Below are 15,872 nucleotides of genomic sequence, written 5' to 3' on the forward strand. Positions count from 1 at the left end.
ATCAGTTTTTATGTCAACATAATACTTCGAATCCAATGCGAATTTGCTCATACAAGGCGTTTACCACTAAAATATCGTAAATAGAATGACTTATGGTGAGCTAAAATACTTTGTTGCGGAATTGCTGGATAAAAAGTCAAAAAATGTACAGATTCAGAGCTTTTTATTTTTTTCTAAGAGTTTTTTGCCTTCGATATCTTCCATACCTAAAAAAAACGGCTGTGCCATTTCGGCGCAGCCGTTTATCCCCTACTATAATTATTCATCTGCTTAATAATTTTTACTCAAAACATATATCATCAATATTAATTGATCCGGTCTTCTCTGTAGCATTGATATCATCAAATACAATAACAAATTCAGTTAATGATGACAGATCGGTTATATCTTTAATATCTTTTAACGGTATTGTAATCTTCTGCCAATCACTCGTTATCCCTGTTACCATACATTTACCGACTTCATTCTTGTTTTTGAGCTCAATTTTAAAGCGATCCGTGAATTTCTTCCCAGGATTACCTTTAATATAAAATACTAGATTAGTGAATTTTGAAGCGTCCAGACCGTTTAGCTTCATCCATATACCATTATAAGCAGGATTAGGACTATCAACTTTATAATCTAAAGATAACGAGTATCCTTTACCACCACGGGCGACCTTATCATCAAAAGACATGTTGCAATACTGAGTCTTATCATTTGGATCCTTGTCCCATGAGCCAAAGTCTCCACCAAGCTTATTTGGTTTATTTCCCGCGTTAAAATCCGCAACTAATATATTAGCTGTTCGATCTTTAACAGCCATATCTACAGAAGCTGCTGCTGGCTTCAGTGCACTAATAATTTTTTCGGGAGTTTTCTCAGCTTCCTGTGGCAACTTCGTTTTAATAGTTTCTGCTACATCTTTTGACTGTTTATCAATAATAATGAGCTCTTCATCATTAAAAGATGCCTTTGATTTTTTCTTTACCTCAGAGTCCTCACGCATCGGCTCACGGGGTGTTTCAAAAACCTTGGTTGTTTGAACAAACTCGTAGTCCGGCTCACTGGAAGTCATGGCTGAATCATCAACTTCCAATAACTTTAACTCAGAAGCATCAGGTGTCTTATTCATCGAAGTACACCCCGCACATAATACTGTCAAAAACATAACGCTACAAATCATCGAATACTTCCTCATAAGTAAGGCCTCCTTTAAAAATAAACTTCCTTTTCACATACACATAGTGGAATTACAAACAATAAATATAGCGGTATTTGGCAATAATGTCAAATTGAGAGATTTGTGTGCGTTAAGAGATTAAATAAAAGAGATGAAATCTCAAACTTTAATCCATTTAGCATTTCTGCCGATACCCGTTGATTGAATCTTTTTTTCATCACGCAATTCGCGGACAACCTTCCTAATCATATCCCGGGTAATATGAGGAGATCTTTTTTGAAGATCATTCATTGAGAAGGGTTCTGATATCTGCCGAATATGAGCTTTAATGAGATCAGTTTTTGAACCTTTACCATCAAAATGCGCGACACGATATTCAAATTCAGAATAAATTGAAATTAATGTATCATAAAACATATTGAGCCAAGGAATGACGTCATGATGTCCGTCTATCCAATTTTTAGAGGTCGCCATAATTGTCGACTTCCATTTATCCGATAATTTATTCATTATTGTTTCAATTTCCGAATACCGCACCACATTATAGTGAGATTGATACAATAGAAGCAACATTAGCAACCGTGAGATCTTGTCATTTCCATATTTAAATGGTTGTATAATAATGAAATCCAGAATAAACAGAGGAATGAGTAACAATGAATCATATACACCCATCTGCTCACAAACGATATATAACCCTACAAGCTTTTTAATGTAAAACGGTATCTCATTATTTGCCACCACTTTAATATATAGGTCTTTACTTTTCTGATCTCTTGAACGCCATGTACCAGAACTAATATTGGGGACATAGTGAAATAACATTGAATGCAATTCCAGAATAGTATTTTCAGTCAGTTTAATCTCCTTACTATTTTTATAAATAAACGTAATGAGATCTTTATATCCGGTAACTATTTTTTCATTTTTTGTATGAGGAACAGGATGATCGGTAGATACAATCTTTTGAACCCTACGATATGGTATTTTTATGCCATATTGACCGCATGCATTTTGGACAATGATACCTTGCATGAGTTTTTGTTTTGATTTGTACGGGATTTTATCTATATAAAGATCTTCCCTGCCTTTATACTCCCCTATTTTTCTTATTTTAGAAATAAGATCGGCAGGCAATAAAATATTTTCTATAAATTCTTTTTGTAGTGATTTCATAATAGGGTATATTCTTTATATTATTACCCCAATGTAATCCATAAGTATATTATTGTCAATAGTTTATTTCGCATGGTATTACCTCTGAAGGTTAGCCTTGAAATTTCATCAGATTATCTGCATCGATTGTTTCGTCGATCTGTAAAGGAATGATTTCTGGGGATTGCTCAGGTTCTAGTAACTCTAAACTTTTCTCGTACTTAATATGATTGCTGAGCCATACAAACGCAACATATTTCATTGCTTCAGCAAACGTGCCTATAGATTCGTGTGTAAAATCTGATGAATGTGACATATATCGCAAGATGAGCCCGGAAACGATAAGACAATGTTTAGTACGAGTCCAAACCAGCATCTTATACGATAGTAAAAAAAGAATTCGATACGGACTTCCTTCGAGAATAACGCAGGATGCGAGGAAAATATACAAAATGTGCAATATTACTCAAAAATTAACACCTTTTATAGTGAAAAAAATGTAGTGCCCCACCAAACCCGCAACCCCCCTATTTTACTGGGTCTTTTAAAATTCATGTATGAAGTCGGGAAAGGATGACACATGGTTTTAGCGAGCCGAAGCCTTATATTAACAATCTCAAATGGAATAGGTTTTTTGAGGATAGCTTTATTTGAGCTTATAAGCCTTATTGTGTGGACCAATAGTGATAAAAATTACGGTGTTATCAGAAAATTTGCAAAACTGAGGAAAATTATCTTTAGCAATTTTATTCTTTTGTACTTCTTCGCTTATTGCAAATATAATTCTAAAGTTCCTGCCAATTCTAGCACTTCGCAAGCCTCTTAATTCTCTCTGTAAAGGCTCTGTTTTGTCGTAAGGATTTTCTATAATTGCAAAAACACATTTTTTAATACGTGCACTTAGCCCAGAATATTGCTTGAAATGCTTCTGAAACGTAAGAACATAGATGGGATGATATTTCTTCATTTAAACATTTTCTTGGTGTCAGAAGAATATTTACCTGCAATTATTTCTTCTTGAGCGTGTTTTATGTCGCCCATAAATTGCGGATTAGACAATATTGCTTTAGTTTCTTTACTAACCTTTTCAGCCTTTTTTTTCATAAGACCGTCTACCTCAATCCTTATAAGTTGAGCCATGCTTACTCGCTTACCTGTTTTCTTAGATTCTACATAAGAAAGATCCTGAAGAAAACGGGCTTGGTATTCTTTAAGATAAACTTCTAATTTATGCATTTTACCACCTCCTGAATACTATCATGCTATATATATGTCATAATGTCAAGTATTATTTGATAACAGGGCACTTTCAATCCTGTGTAGAAACCAATATTTAAGAAAGTTAAGATATAGTAGTGGTGGTTTCTCTTTCTTTTTCATATACGTAAAAAGACGTAACTACTAAAGTAAGTAATTACGTCTTTTATTATTAATTACATTAAATGATCATCAATCAAAAGTAAACACTGTACCACATACAGGACATTTCACTCGTGAGCCGGGCTTAAAACCTGAAACATCAATATGCTGGCCGCAGTGTGGACAGGCTACAATAACTTGTCCAACTGGCTGAGCTGACAACGCCTTGACAACACCTGTGGGCTGCATTCCTTGATTTGCTGCCATTGCTTGTGATCTCTTTTGCTGCTGCTCTAATGCAGCGCCAACAATAAGTCCTGTTAAAGCACCTGCACCTGCGCCTATTGCTGTACCTGCACCCGCATTACCACTCATACTACCAACAAGAGCACCAGTTCCGGCACCGAGTCCACCACCGAGTAACGTTCCTTCCATAGCATTACATCCAGCTAAAGCAGGTATCATCATTGCAATTATAATGATTGAAGCTACTCTTTTCATTGGTAGTTACTCCTGTTTTATTCTGACGAACATGTTATTTCAATGTTCCCATATTTCCACCAGATTTTCAATTCAAATTTAAGCTCTATAACAGTCTTTCTCACTCGAACTCCGAACTACAAGCTCCCTACTCCGAACTAATATACTATACACTCCACATCTCAGCTTCATAATTATCATCAGGTATTCTATAGGAAATAAACCCGTGTTTTGGGTATCGTTCAACTTCAAGATCTTTTCTTTTTAACTGCACAAAAAAATTCACTTCTTCCCCCGAATTAAACTGCAACTCTTTAAACGGAATAGCTAACTCAATAATATTCTCGGCTGCAATAGTCTCATATTTTTTAACCATATCAAAAGTGACTCCATCCTCACTCCGCATGAGAGAGAATGATTTTTCTTGCTCTTTCTTATTACCATATGAAAATACAATGTCATATTCTGATGGTTTCATAAAATGCACATGCACTGACATTGTGTGCATATCTTGCAAATCATCTTTTCTTACCGGATCAAGCCTAAAATAAAGATTTTCTTTTGAAAACCCGTAATACAGAGCTGCAATGTAGCTCTCAGCTTTATGCATGGTTCCCCCGGGTTTCTTTACATTATATAATCCCGCTTCTTGCCATTCATAGTAATCTGTAATCCTGCCATCGATCTTTGGTTTTATAAAACCTATAGGCTCATTCTTAATCGTTATAGCGTCAGCGGTTATTACAGGAATATTTAAATATTCAGGCACAGGAACATCAAGCACGGTATAAACATTACTAAGGTGCAACCTGAATAGCTCATCGAATAATTCATCGTTATCAGTTGAAAAATCGTCACCATACCACCAAAACCAGTCACTCCCCTCAGCGGCATATATCTCATTCCACGCAAGTGCTAATTTATCCTCAGGTATTTTATTTTTGCCTGAATGCTCTACAAGGAATTCCCTTGTTCTTTTGATGTACTCCCAGCCGGTATTCTCTTCTTTTGACCCGATCCATATATCATAATTGCTGCATATCCACGATCCACTAAAAAGATTTTTAATAATTTCTTTTGGCGGATGCTGTACAAGATATTCTGAAACGGTAACACAATGAATATGATTATTATTGGTTATTTTTTCATATAATGTTGTAAGGAATTTTTTTCCGCCATCCGGATAATATTCCCAAGGATTCTCACCATCAAGTATAACATTAACAATGTGAGATGTTCCCTGCTCATTCTTATTAAGGTAATCCGATATTCTCGTAATATGAGAAATCAAATCATCAGCCGCTTCTTCTGGCTTAGCTTTAGAATAAACAAATCCAATAAGATCACTCAGTCCATGGTCCCTAAAAACTATGGCAACATTTTTACCTTTGTGTTCTGCTATATATGGTTTATATAGTGCTAGACCTTTATTTTTCGTTTGAATTGAGTTCATGAGAACTTCTTCGTCTGTTGCAATCCACTTGATACCACATTCATCTAGAAGAGGGATTAATTCGGGGCAGACAGACCCTTCACTTGGCCACATACCATTTGGTTTTTTCCCAAATAGCCTATTGTAATAATCGACACTTTTCTGTATATGTTTTAATGCATCGTCAGGAGCTCTAAAGCGTTCTGGAAGTGGAGCATGTGGCATTGAACGTTTTGCTATATCTGTATCAATAACCAATGGCAAAATAGGATGGTAAAAAGGACTCACCGTAATTTCGATTTGACCCTTATCCTGATAACTTTTATATACAGGGATTATTGTTTTCATCACCTCTATCTGAATATCTAATAGTCTATTCTTTTCCTTTTCAGTATAGTCCTTGCCTTTATCAATCATTTCCTGAACAAATGGAAAATCTTCCCGCGCTTTATAGCCAAACCACGTTAGATTAAAATATACTTGCAGGTCTCTGTAATCGTTTGTAGAAAATGATTTAACAATAACATCTTTATCCGCTTCATATTCGCGGAACCCCCTCTTTGACAACAGCTCCCAATAACGTGGATATGGCTTAATCATGGTATCCCAATTTGCCATAAAAAAATTAGTTAACAAAAAGTTTTTATCTTCATCTGTTAAATCATCGGCTACTTTTCGGGAACATATAAGACAATCGTCAAGGGCATTACCACACACATAATCTTCAATCTGCATTAAAAGAGATGGGACAAGATTAAATGTTTGATGAATATGGGGAAATTCTTTTAAGACGTGTACCATATCATAGTACCCCTTTATCGCATGGAGTCTTACCCATGGCATGAGATACTTTGATGAGAGCGGATCCTTATACACTGGCTGATGCATATGCCAGAGAAAATTTACATAAATATCGCTCACGCGGTTGTCTCCTGAAGGAATTTTGCAGCTTCTTCGGGTACTGTCGGATTAATATAAAAACCTGTTCCCCATTCAAAACCCGCAACCTTAGTTAACCGCGGCATGAGTTCGATGTGCCAATGAAAATCATGGTCTATTGTCGTCCAATATCCTGATCGCGGCCGCCTCACAGGTGCGGTGTGAAGAATGAAGTTATATTGAGGCCTGTTGAGTGCTTTTGATAATTTCAAAAGTACTGTCTTTAACATCTCGGCAAGTGAAACTATTTCGTGCGGCTGTATATTGTGATAATCAGGATGATGCCGCTTTGGAAGAATAGATAATTCGAAAGGAAATCGTGATGCGTAGGGACAGTATGCTATAAAGTGGTCGTTCTCAAAAACAACTCTGCTTTTTTGCTGTTGCTCTTCACGTATCATATCGCAAAAAACACACCGATCTTTATAGTTGAAATATTCTTTTGCACCATCAAGTTCTTCTTTAACTCGCTTTGGGGTAACAGGTGTTGCAATAAGTTGTGAATGTGAATGTGACAACGTTGCCCCAGCTGTAAATCCTTCATTTTTAAAAATCAGTATATATCGAAACCGGGTGTCATTCATAAGATCGAGTGTTCTAATTCTATAGGTATCAAGCACCTTTACTAAATGATCAGTTTTCAGAGATTTCATTTTTTCACTATGCTTTGGGGTTTCAATAATAACTTCATGAGCGCCAATACCATTCATTTCATCGTACATTCCCACGCCATGTTTTTCAAGCTCACCTTCCACACGCAATACAGGAAATTTGTTTGGTACTACACGAACATCCCAGCCTGGAGTATTTGGCTCTGTATTTTTATCGCGAAATGCAAACAATTCAGAAGATGTTTTATCTTCATTACCTTCGCAAAACGGACATCCTTTAGCATCAGTAATTGTTGGTTCAACATTAAAATCACTCGGTCTTTTTCCTCGTTGGGTAGAAATTATAACCCACCTACCGAGTACAGGATCTTTTCTTAGTTCAGGCATAGAATAACTCCTTTTAATATCTATTTGTTTATAGTATAAATTTGAACATATTCTTGAGCGGATTTTTTCCATGAAAAATCACACTTCATAGCATTTTCAACGACTGTATTCCATTTCGTTTTGTCCTTAAACACCTTCATTGCGTCTTTCAACTTATTGAGAAGACCCTTAGACGTATATCCATCAAACTTAAATCCATTGCCTTTTGGGCTTGATGGATTAAAATCACATATTGTATCATCTAACCCGCCGGTAGCTCTTACAACGGGTATAGTTCCATACTTCAAACTGTAAATCTGATTTAACCCACACGGTTCAAAACGCGATGGCATGAGAAAAAAATCACAACCGGCTTCTATCTTATGTGCCAATGCATTATTAAACCCTATCTCTATTCCGGCCATCTTAGGATATTTTTTTGCAATACCGGTAAAAAGATCATGATATTTTTGTTCACCTGTTCCAAGCAGAATAAATGCATATCCCATCGTGATAATTTCATCTATTGATTCCTCAATCAAGTCAAATCCTTTTTGGTCAGCTAATCGTGATATAACACCGATTACCGGCACTTTTGAATCAAGTGATAATTTATATTCTGACAGCAAATCCTGCCGACAGACAAATTTATCCGCATATTTATCTAAACTATAATTTTTAGCAATATAACGATCTTTTTCAGGGCTCCACTCATTATAATCAACACCATTAAGTATCCCATATAAATCTTTTTTACGGTTTTTTAATACACCCTCAAGACCACACCCATATTCAGGTGTCTGAATTTCTTCACAATATTTTTTACTTACCGTTGTTACGATATCAGCCCCAACAATACCTGCTTTCAATAAATTTATTTTACCATAATATTCTATTTCTTTTGAGGTAAAGGCATCCCAAGGAAGATTTGTTAAATGCATATCAAGATGCCAAAACAAACCCTGATACGCAAGATTATGTATGGTAAATATTGTTCTTACACCTTTATAAAATAAATTATCTTTCTCCAGATACTTTAAAAGTATAGGAACAAGTCCTGTCTGCCAATCATTTAAATGCATAATATCAGGTTTAAATTCGACTTTTTGTGCGAGTTCAATAATCGCTTTTGAAAAGAAGATGAATCGTTCAGCATTGTCTGCATAATCACCCTCTTTCGTTCTATATAATTCGTCCCTATCATAATATGAATCGTTCCCCACAAGATATACTGTTACATTTTTTCCAATTTTCGTTGTATATATGTCGGCATATATATCTTTATCGGATATTTTAACACTGATTGTTTTTCCGGTATTTTCTATCTTATATGAACCATTTTTTATCATTTTATAGTATGGCAGCACTACACATACATCATGTCCTAGTTTTTCCAATTCCAATGGTAATGCACCCGCGACATCAGCAAGGCCTCCTGTTTTTGCAAAAGGCGCAACCTCACTTGCAGCAAATAATATGTTTAACTTTTTAGACATACAAGCCCCTTTCTCATATCTGCTATTATCTTCACTCCTGATTATCTCTAATCATATCAAAATATTCTTCATAATGCTCAGCAACTTCACTTGAACTAATTATCACTGAAGACTCATTATTTTTCATTAGTGCTGAATAGCTCCAGTTTGTACTACCTATTACCGTTATATAGTTATCAATAATTATCAGTTTGCTATGTGTCGTAATATTAAGCGGGTCATTGTACACTAAAACCCCCGCTTTCTCAAGCATCCTTTTAACTTCGTTATTCTTTTTATTTAGCCCATTATTACGCGAGTCGCTACTTCTCTCTAATCGGGGGGTGCAAAGCAATAATATGAACAACTTGGCTGAAGCGATTTTGGAGCGAAACAAGGCACGAAGAGCTTGCGTATCCTCTGCGATACGCAAGCGATAAGCAACACAGTTGCAGCCCAAAAGCGACCAGCCCCTTCGGGGAGGCTCATCTTTGGTCGTCTGCTTCGTTGCTCCTCCTTGGCATACCGCATAGGGTATGCCGCGTCGTCACGCCTTACATTCGATTCAAAGATGAGCCTCCAAGTTTGTCATATTATTGCTTCGCACCCCCTTACCTCTACGTCGACATTCCGGGCTCGTGCCTCAATCAGATCCTTAATAAGCATATTTGTCTGACTCATAAACCTACCATGATAATATCGCGCCGAAAACATTATCACTTTAATGGATTTTTTTGCTTGCGAGAACAAAGTGTGCAGGTTTGTAAAATACGTACGGTTATCTATCGGATCTACCGAATCGACAGATAATGAAAATACATTATTAGCTGCTAACAGTATAATAATACAGTAGATACTTATTCTTCCGCAATATCTCAGCATGGCACTCTACACAGTTATGTACACTATCTCTTTTTCAATATTTTATTAATCTTCGGTATAATTTTTTTCATTGCTTCTTTGGGTGTCTCTTTACCGCTAAAGACCAGATCCAACTCGGGATTTATATAAAGATCAGTTGCCATTCTCCAATTTGGATTAAACGGATTATATGTCACATACTGTACAGCCTCATTAAGCATCTTTTTGTTTTTAGGCAATTTTGGACTGAGGGCCCAATGTGGCCCTTCCGCTATTTTCATGTTTGCCGGTTGCGCTAAACCTGCATCAGCAAAACGGATCTGTCCATAACTACCGCTCAATGCTTTGACTACTTCCCACGCAGCAGCAGGGTTTTTGCATGTTTTTAAGATAGAATACCCTGATCCTCCGGTGCCAAAACCTCTTATTCCCGTTGGCCCCATTGGAAACATAGCAACATCCCAATCAAATGTTGTTATTTTACGCAGCATAGGCACTTCCCATATCCCTGATGCAAACATAGCAATCTTCCCGGCCATGAACATCTGAACAACTTGCGTCCCAAGATTTGCCAATGCTGTTTGTGATGGGGATACCTTATATTTATTTATTAACTCCACATTAAAACGCAAACCCGCAAGCGATTTTGGATCATCTAACGTACATTTAGTTGGATTATCTATGTTATCGACTAAACTCCCTCCGTTAGAATAAATAAAATTTTGCCAGGCCCACGTATAGAAGCCGTACTGCACTGTCCTCCCATTTTCTACTTTAGTGAGTTTCTTTGCTTTATGAAGAAGGTCATACCAATTCCAGTCATCATTAGGATACTCTACCTTTTCAAGATCAAACAAATCCTTATTATAAAAAACACAAGCAAAAGGAGCGGTATCGCGTGGAATACAATATATTTTTCCTTTTTTAGTAAAGCGTGCAACAACTTCTGGGAAGAAACCATCTATGTCAAAATCTTTGTCGTTATCAATAAATGGCGTAAGGTCCATAAAAGCATTTTTGTCATAGAAATTAGCAAACATATCCACTTCTGTAAAAATAACATCTGGAGGCGTCCCCCCAGCGATACGCGTAAGAATCTTACTGATGTAGTCTGAGTAATTCGTATGTTGAATTTTTACGAATATAGTTGGATGGTCTTTCTGCCAGTTATCAATAGCATCTTGAATTATTTTTAACTCATCCGGTGTCCCCCAGCACCCAACACGTATAACCTTAACATTTTTTGCATGTGGAGATTTTGAAGTGCATCCATTAATGCATATAATGGATACAAATATAAGGATGAGTACAGATAGAAAAATCTTTGTGCGGCTATATATCATTTTTAACTCCTTTTCATGCTATTGGTTAGCAGGATTTTATTGCACGTGGTAAACACAAAAACGCATAGCTGTTTTCCACAGCAGTATTATGCTCTTATTTCCAGGTTATCCCTCCCAAAAAGTGTTTCCATTTTTCTTAATAGCAGCTCTGATGGAGTAACTTTGAAACGTTCGTTTGCGGATACAATTACGTCCTCACCGCTTGATAATGAAAGAGAAATGTATATAGGACATTTTCCGGGATTATTTTGGCACAAATCTTTAAATTCCATTATATTTTCTGTTTTATTTGAACTATCGGTAATACGTACTTTTATAGCTTTGGTGCATCTTTCTTTCGCTCTTTCTATATGATCAATTTCAGCAGCTAGAATTTTTGGAGTATCATCTTTTACGCTATTTTTCCCGACCACATATACTATGTTATCAACAGTGAGCATTGGGGAGCATTCCTCATAGACTGAAGGAAATACGAGAACTTCTATAGCCCCCTGTGTATCTTCTATAGTAAGTATTGCCATTTTTTCATTTTTTCTTTTTGTAACGGTATGTCGCACATGAGTAATGATACCACCCACTTTGACCTCTTCCCCGTCACGTATACTCAGGAGTTGTGAAGAGTTATGTGGAAGATACTGCAGAAGCAAATCTTCATATTTTTTTAATGGATGCCCGGTAATATAAAATCCGAGCAGCTCTTTTTCATATGCGAGTAATTCTGAATCTGTCCACTCATCAATCTGAGGAATTGTAAAATGAATGCTTTTTTTCTTTTCTTCATCCTGAAGCATATCAAAAAAAGATGCCTGTCCATTTTCCCTATCTCTTCGCGTAATACCCGCGACAGATAAAGCATCATCAAGTGAAGCAAATAATTGCGCGCGTTTAGATCCAAAAGAATCAAACGCCCCGCACTTAATGAGGCTTTCCGTTATTTTTCTATTTACAACACGCGAATCAGTACGTTCAAGAAATTCTATAAACGATACAAAAGGCCCGTTTCCTTTTCGTTCAGTCAAAATACTGTGTACTGCATTCTCGCCAACGTTTTTAATTGCCGCAAGACCGAAACGCACATCTTTATCACTAACAGTAAACTGAGCAAAACTTGAATTAATATCAGGTGGCAATATTTTTATTTGCATATGATCACACTCATTAATATATATGGTAATCTTTTCTGTATTACCCTTTTCACTGGTGAGAAGCGCTGCCATATATTCTTGCGGATAATTAGCTTTCAAATAAGCTGTGCGGTATGAAATAAGAGCATAAGCGGCACTATGAGATTTATTAAATCCATATCCCGCAAAATATGCCATTGTATCGAATATTTTTTCGCCTACATGTTTTTGGATTTTATTTCTCTGAGCACCTTTAATAAAGTATTCCCTTTGCTCAGCCATTGCTTCAGGTTTTTTCTTTCCCATAATTCTACGGAGGATATCACCTTCCGCCATTGAATACCCTGCAATAACATTAGCTACACTCATCACTTGTTCTTGATACAACATAATACCATACGTATCATTCAAAATATTTTCCAAAAGCGGATGATCATATTGTATTTTGGTTCTTCCATGTTTACGACTAATAAAATCGTCTAGCATATTCATCGGACCTGGTCTAAAAAGAGCTATAAGGGCAATAATGTGATCAAATTTAGAAAGGCCTATCCTTTTTGAGACATCCCTCATCCCGCTACTTTCAAGCTGGAACACCCCGATTGTTTGTGCTTGATTGAGCAAGTCGAATGTTTTTTTATCGTCCAGAGATATATGTCTAATATCTATTTTGATATCTCTCGTCCGTTCAATAATTTTAATTGCCTCACTGATAACGGTAAGAGTTTTGAGCCCCAAAAAATCCATCTTTAAGAGACCAATTTTTTCAAGATCACCCATTTGATATTGTGTTGTAATTTCACCATTCGAACCGCGTGTAAGGGGCACATTTTCTGTAAGTGGCTGTTCAGAAATAACAACGCCAGCCGCGTGCGTAGACACATTTCTTACAAGACCTTCTAAAGTAAGTGCATATTCGTACAGTTTTCTAAATCGAGTGTCTTTTTGAGCTATTTCTTTAAAAGAGGGATCAATATCAAAAACTTTTGATAGCGTAACACTTTTTTCTCCTGGTATCACAGTAGGTATCATCTTTGCTACTCTATCAACTTCTCCGTATTCAATACCGAGGACTCTACCCACATCCCGCACAACAGCTTTTGCCCCCATTGTGCCGAAGGTAATAATCTGCCCAACATTGTTCGCTCCATATTTTTTAGAGACATACTCAATAACTTCACATCTACGATCATAGCAAAAATCTATGTCTATATCAGGAAGAGAGACTCTGTCAGGATTCAAGAATCGTTCAAAAAGGAGCGCGTAGCGAATAGGATCAATATCAGTAATTCCTAATGCATACGCCACTATGCTTCCCGCTGCGGATCCTCTTCCAGGACCCACAGGAATACCCTTTTCCCGCGCAAAATGTACGAGATCCCAAACAATAAGAAAATATGACTCATAATGCATCTTTTCAATTACTGACAACTCATGATCTAATCGTTCATTTATTTCAGTGTTACGCTGCTCATATCTATTTTTAATACCTTCATCACACAATGCTCTTAAATATTTTCGTTGGGTTTCACCTTTGGAAACGGGATAATGCGGCAAATACTTATTATCAAATGAGAATTCAAGATGACATCTATCAGCAATTACCGTTGTATTGTGTAGCGCTTCAGGGACATCCTTAAAAATAGCCGCCATTTCCTTTGGTGACTTAAAGTAAAATTGATCATTAAATAATTTTAGACGTTTTTCTTCTGCGATAGTCGTTCCTGTTTGAATGCATAATAGCGCATCATGAGCAAAAGCATCTTCTTTATTAACGTAATGGCAGTCATTTGCAGCTACAACACCCACGCCAAATTCCTTTGCTAAAGATATCAAATGAGGCATAACTTTTTTCTGCTCAGGAATACCATGGTCGTGGAGTTCAATATAATAATTATCTTTTCCAAAAACATTCTTATAAAAATCAATGGCATCTTTTGCCTTTTTATAATCTTCATGCATGAGCGAATATGCAACTTCACCTTTAAGGCACCCGCTCATACAGATAAGTCCACGTGAATACTTGGCAATAACCTCTTTATCGACCCGCGGTTTGTAATAAAATCCTTCTAGATGGGCAATTGAAGATAATTTAAGTAGATTTTTATAGCCTTCTAAGTCTTTAGCTAGCAGTACAAGGTGGTGAGATGCGTCTCTGATTCCGCTTGGTTTTTTGTCATGCCTGCTTCGCGGAGCAACATACATTTCAGAGCCAATAATTGGCTTTATTCCCGTATTCTTGGCTTCGAGGTAAAATTGTATCGCCCCATGCATATTCCCGTGATCAGTAATTGAAACAGCGCCCATACCATATTTTTGAGCTTGCTTGCATAAGTCTTTTACCCTACAGGCACCATCAAGCACACTATACTCGGTATGAACATGTAAATGGACGAAATTTGGACTGCTCATTTGCTTATATTAACTTCTATGGGAGAATTACTTTAATTTTGTTATTGTACTCATATTATTTTTACCTACTCTACGGTAATTGTCAATACATTGTCATATTATATTATAGCACCTAGTACTTTAAAATTCCAATGATCCCCGAGAGGACTATACCCAGAGAAATTTATTAATAAATTTCATGGGCGTGAGATGAGCATTACCCCTAACAATCTATCACACAGTGCATTACGAATACTTGCAAAACAAAAAGAAAGCGAAGCCTTTAGGCGCGCGGATGAAACTCACGATGAATACTTTTGAGACGATTTTTATCAACATGTGTATAGATTTGCGTAGTAGATATATCAGCATGGCCCAACATTTCCTGAACCATTCGCAGTTCTGCCCCATTGGACAAAAGATGTGTTGCAAAAGAGTGCCGCAATGTATGAGGAGTCACATTTTTTGTAATACCCACAGAACATGTATAACCTTTTACCATATTCCATATTGACTGGCGAGAAAACCCCTTACCAAGACGAGTAAGAAAAAGCTCTGTTGTAATGAGTTCTTTTCTCATTTGAGGTCTTACCTTATTAAGGTATTCAATTACATATTTTATCGCCTTAGACCCAACGGGAACGATTCTTTCTTTAGATCCTTTGCCAAGACATTTTAAAAACCCTACATCAAGATTTACATCTGTAACTTTTAAATGAACAACTTCTGAAACACGCATTCCCGTTGCATACATTAGCTCCAATATTGCTTTATCACGTATTCCTTTAGGTTTCTTTGTATTAGGCCCGTTGAGTATTTTTAATACTTCTTCTTCAGATAATGTATCCGGCAATGTTTTCCACATTTTAGGAGAATCTAATGTGCCGGTAATATCCGTAGCGATCAACCGCTCTCTCATCATGAAGCGAAAAATAAGCTTAATTGAAACAATATTCCTTGCTATTGAAGGGGTACTGAGACCATTTTGCTTGAGATCCATTATGAAATCGACAATATCGTTACGATGAACATTATTAAAAGAATCTATTTTATGTGATTCGAGATATAAGATAAACTTATTAATATCATGCCGGTAACTCGCAATTGTATTCTTTGAGAGTCCCTTTTCAGAAGATAAATATATGAGAAACTCATCTAATATTATTCTCACAAG

Annotated in this window: 13 protein-coding genes; all 13 read right to left on the bottom strand. The window is 36.5% G+C overall.

Annotated features, from left to right (window positions below; translation table 11 throughout):
* Window positions 1–280: 280 nt before the first annotated feature.
* The 13 genes from P9M13_02250 to xerD all read right to left on the bottom strand — a co-directional run bounded on the left by P9M13_02250 (window position 281) and on the right by xerD (window position 15,869).
* The gene (locus P9M13_02250) at window positions 281–1,114 is read right to left on the bottom strand and encodes a carbohydrate binding domain-containing protein (GenBank protein ID MDP8262109.1); all 834 of its coding nucleotides are present in this window, start codon (window positions 1,112–1,114) and stop codon (window positions 281–283) included.
* 207 nt (window positions 1,115–1,321) lie between these two features.
* On the bottom strand, window positions 1,322–2,338 hold the full coding sequence (locus tag P9M13_02255) for a Fic family protein (protein ID MDP8262110.1): 1,017 nt from the start codon (window positions 2,336–2,338) through the stop codon (window positions 1,322–1,324).
* Between the two features lie 91 nt (window positions 2,339–2,429).
* Window positions 2,430–2,633, bottom strand: coding sequence for a hypothetical protein (locus P9M13_02260; protein ID MDP8262111.1), 204 nt, complete (start codon window positions 2,631–2,633; stop codon window positions 2,430–2,432).
* Between the two features lie 330 nt (window positions 2,634–2,963).
* Window positions 2,964–3,284 (bottom strand): hypothetical protein, encoded by a 321-nt coding sequence (locus P9M13_02265; GenBank protein ID MDP8262112.1) that lies wholly within the window; start codon window positions 3,282–3,284, stop codon window positions 2,964–2,966.
* Complete coding sequence (locus tag P9M13_02270; GenBank protein ID MDP8262113.1) at window positions 3,281–3,553, bottom strand: hypothetical protein; 273 nt, start codon at window positions 3,551–3,553, stop codon at window positions 3,281–3,283. The genes P9M13_02265 and P9M13_02270 overlap by 4 nt, the downstream gene beginning before the upstream one ends.
* 213 nt (window positions 3,554–3,766) lie before the next feature.
* Window positions 3,767–4,177, bottom strand: coding sequence for a glycine zipper domain-containing protein (locus tag P9M13_02275; GenBank protein ID MDP8262114.1), 411 nt, complete (start codon window positions 4,175–4,177; stop codon window positions 3,767–3,769).
* 145 nt (window positions 4,178–4,322) lie between these two features.
* Window positions 4,323–6,509 carry a glycoside hydrolase family 57 protein gene (locus P9M13_02280; protein MDP8262115.1) on the bottom strand — a complete coding sequence of 729 codons (2,187 nt, stop codon included), beginning with the start codon at window positions 6,507–6,509 and terminating at the stop codon, window positions 4,323–4,325.
* Window positions 6,506–7,597, bottom strand: a complete 1,092-nt coding sequence (gene galT / locus P9M13_02285) for a galactose-1-phosphate uridylyltransferase (GenBank protein ID MDP8262116.1) — start codon at window positions 7,595–7,597, stop codon at window positions 6,506–6,508. The genes P9M13_02280 and galT overlap by 4 nt, the downstream gene beginning before the upstream one ends.
* A complete protein-coding gene (gene glgA, locus P9M13_02290; GenBank protein ID MDP8262117.1) occupies window positions 7,546–9,000 on the bottom strand; it encodes a glycogen synthase GlgA in 1,455 nt (484 codons plus the stop codon). Before glgA ends, galT begins: the two co-directional genes overlap by 52 nt.
* Before the next feature lie 31 nt (window positions 9,001–9,031).
* Window positions 9,032–9,334: a phospholipase D-like domain-containing protein gene (locus P9M13_02295; protein ID MDP8262118.1), complete on the bottom strand. Its 303-nt coding sequence runs from the start codon at window positions 9,332–9,334 to the stop codon at window positions 9,032–9,034.
* Window positions 9,335–9,884: 550 nt separating this feature from the next.
* On the bottom strand, window positions 9,885–11,183 hold the full coding sequence (locus P9M13_02300) for a sugar ABC transporter substrate-binding protein (GenBank protein ID MDP8262119.1): 1,299 nt from the start codon (window positions 11,181–11,183) through the stop codon (window positions 9,885–9,887).
* Window positions 11,184–11,269: 86 nt separating this feature from the next.
* The gene (locus tag P9M13_02305; protein MDP8262120.1) at window positions 11,270–14,719 is read right to left on the bottom strand and encodes a DNA polymerase III subunit alpha; all 3,450 of its coding nucleotides are present in this window, start codon (window positions 14,717–14,719) and stop codon (window positions 11,270–11,272) included.
* Window positions 14,720–14,981: 262 nt separating this feature from the next.
* The gene (xerD, locus tag P9M13_02310; protein ID MDP8262121.1) at window positions 14,982–15,869 is read right to left on the bottom strand and encodes a site-specific tyrosine recombinase XerD; all 888 of its coding nucleotides are present in this window, start codon (window positions 15,867–15,869) and stop codon (window positions 14,982–14,984) included.
* Window positions 15,870–15,872: the final 3 nt, after the last annotated feature.

Source organism: Candidatus Ancaeobacter aquaticus (genome assembly GCA_030765405.1).
GTDB classification, from domain to species: Bacteria; Auribacterota; Ancaeobacteria; order Ancaeobacterales; family Ancaeobacteraceae; genus Ancaeobacter; species Ancaeobacter aquaticus.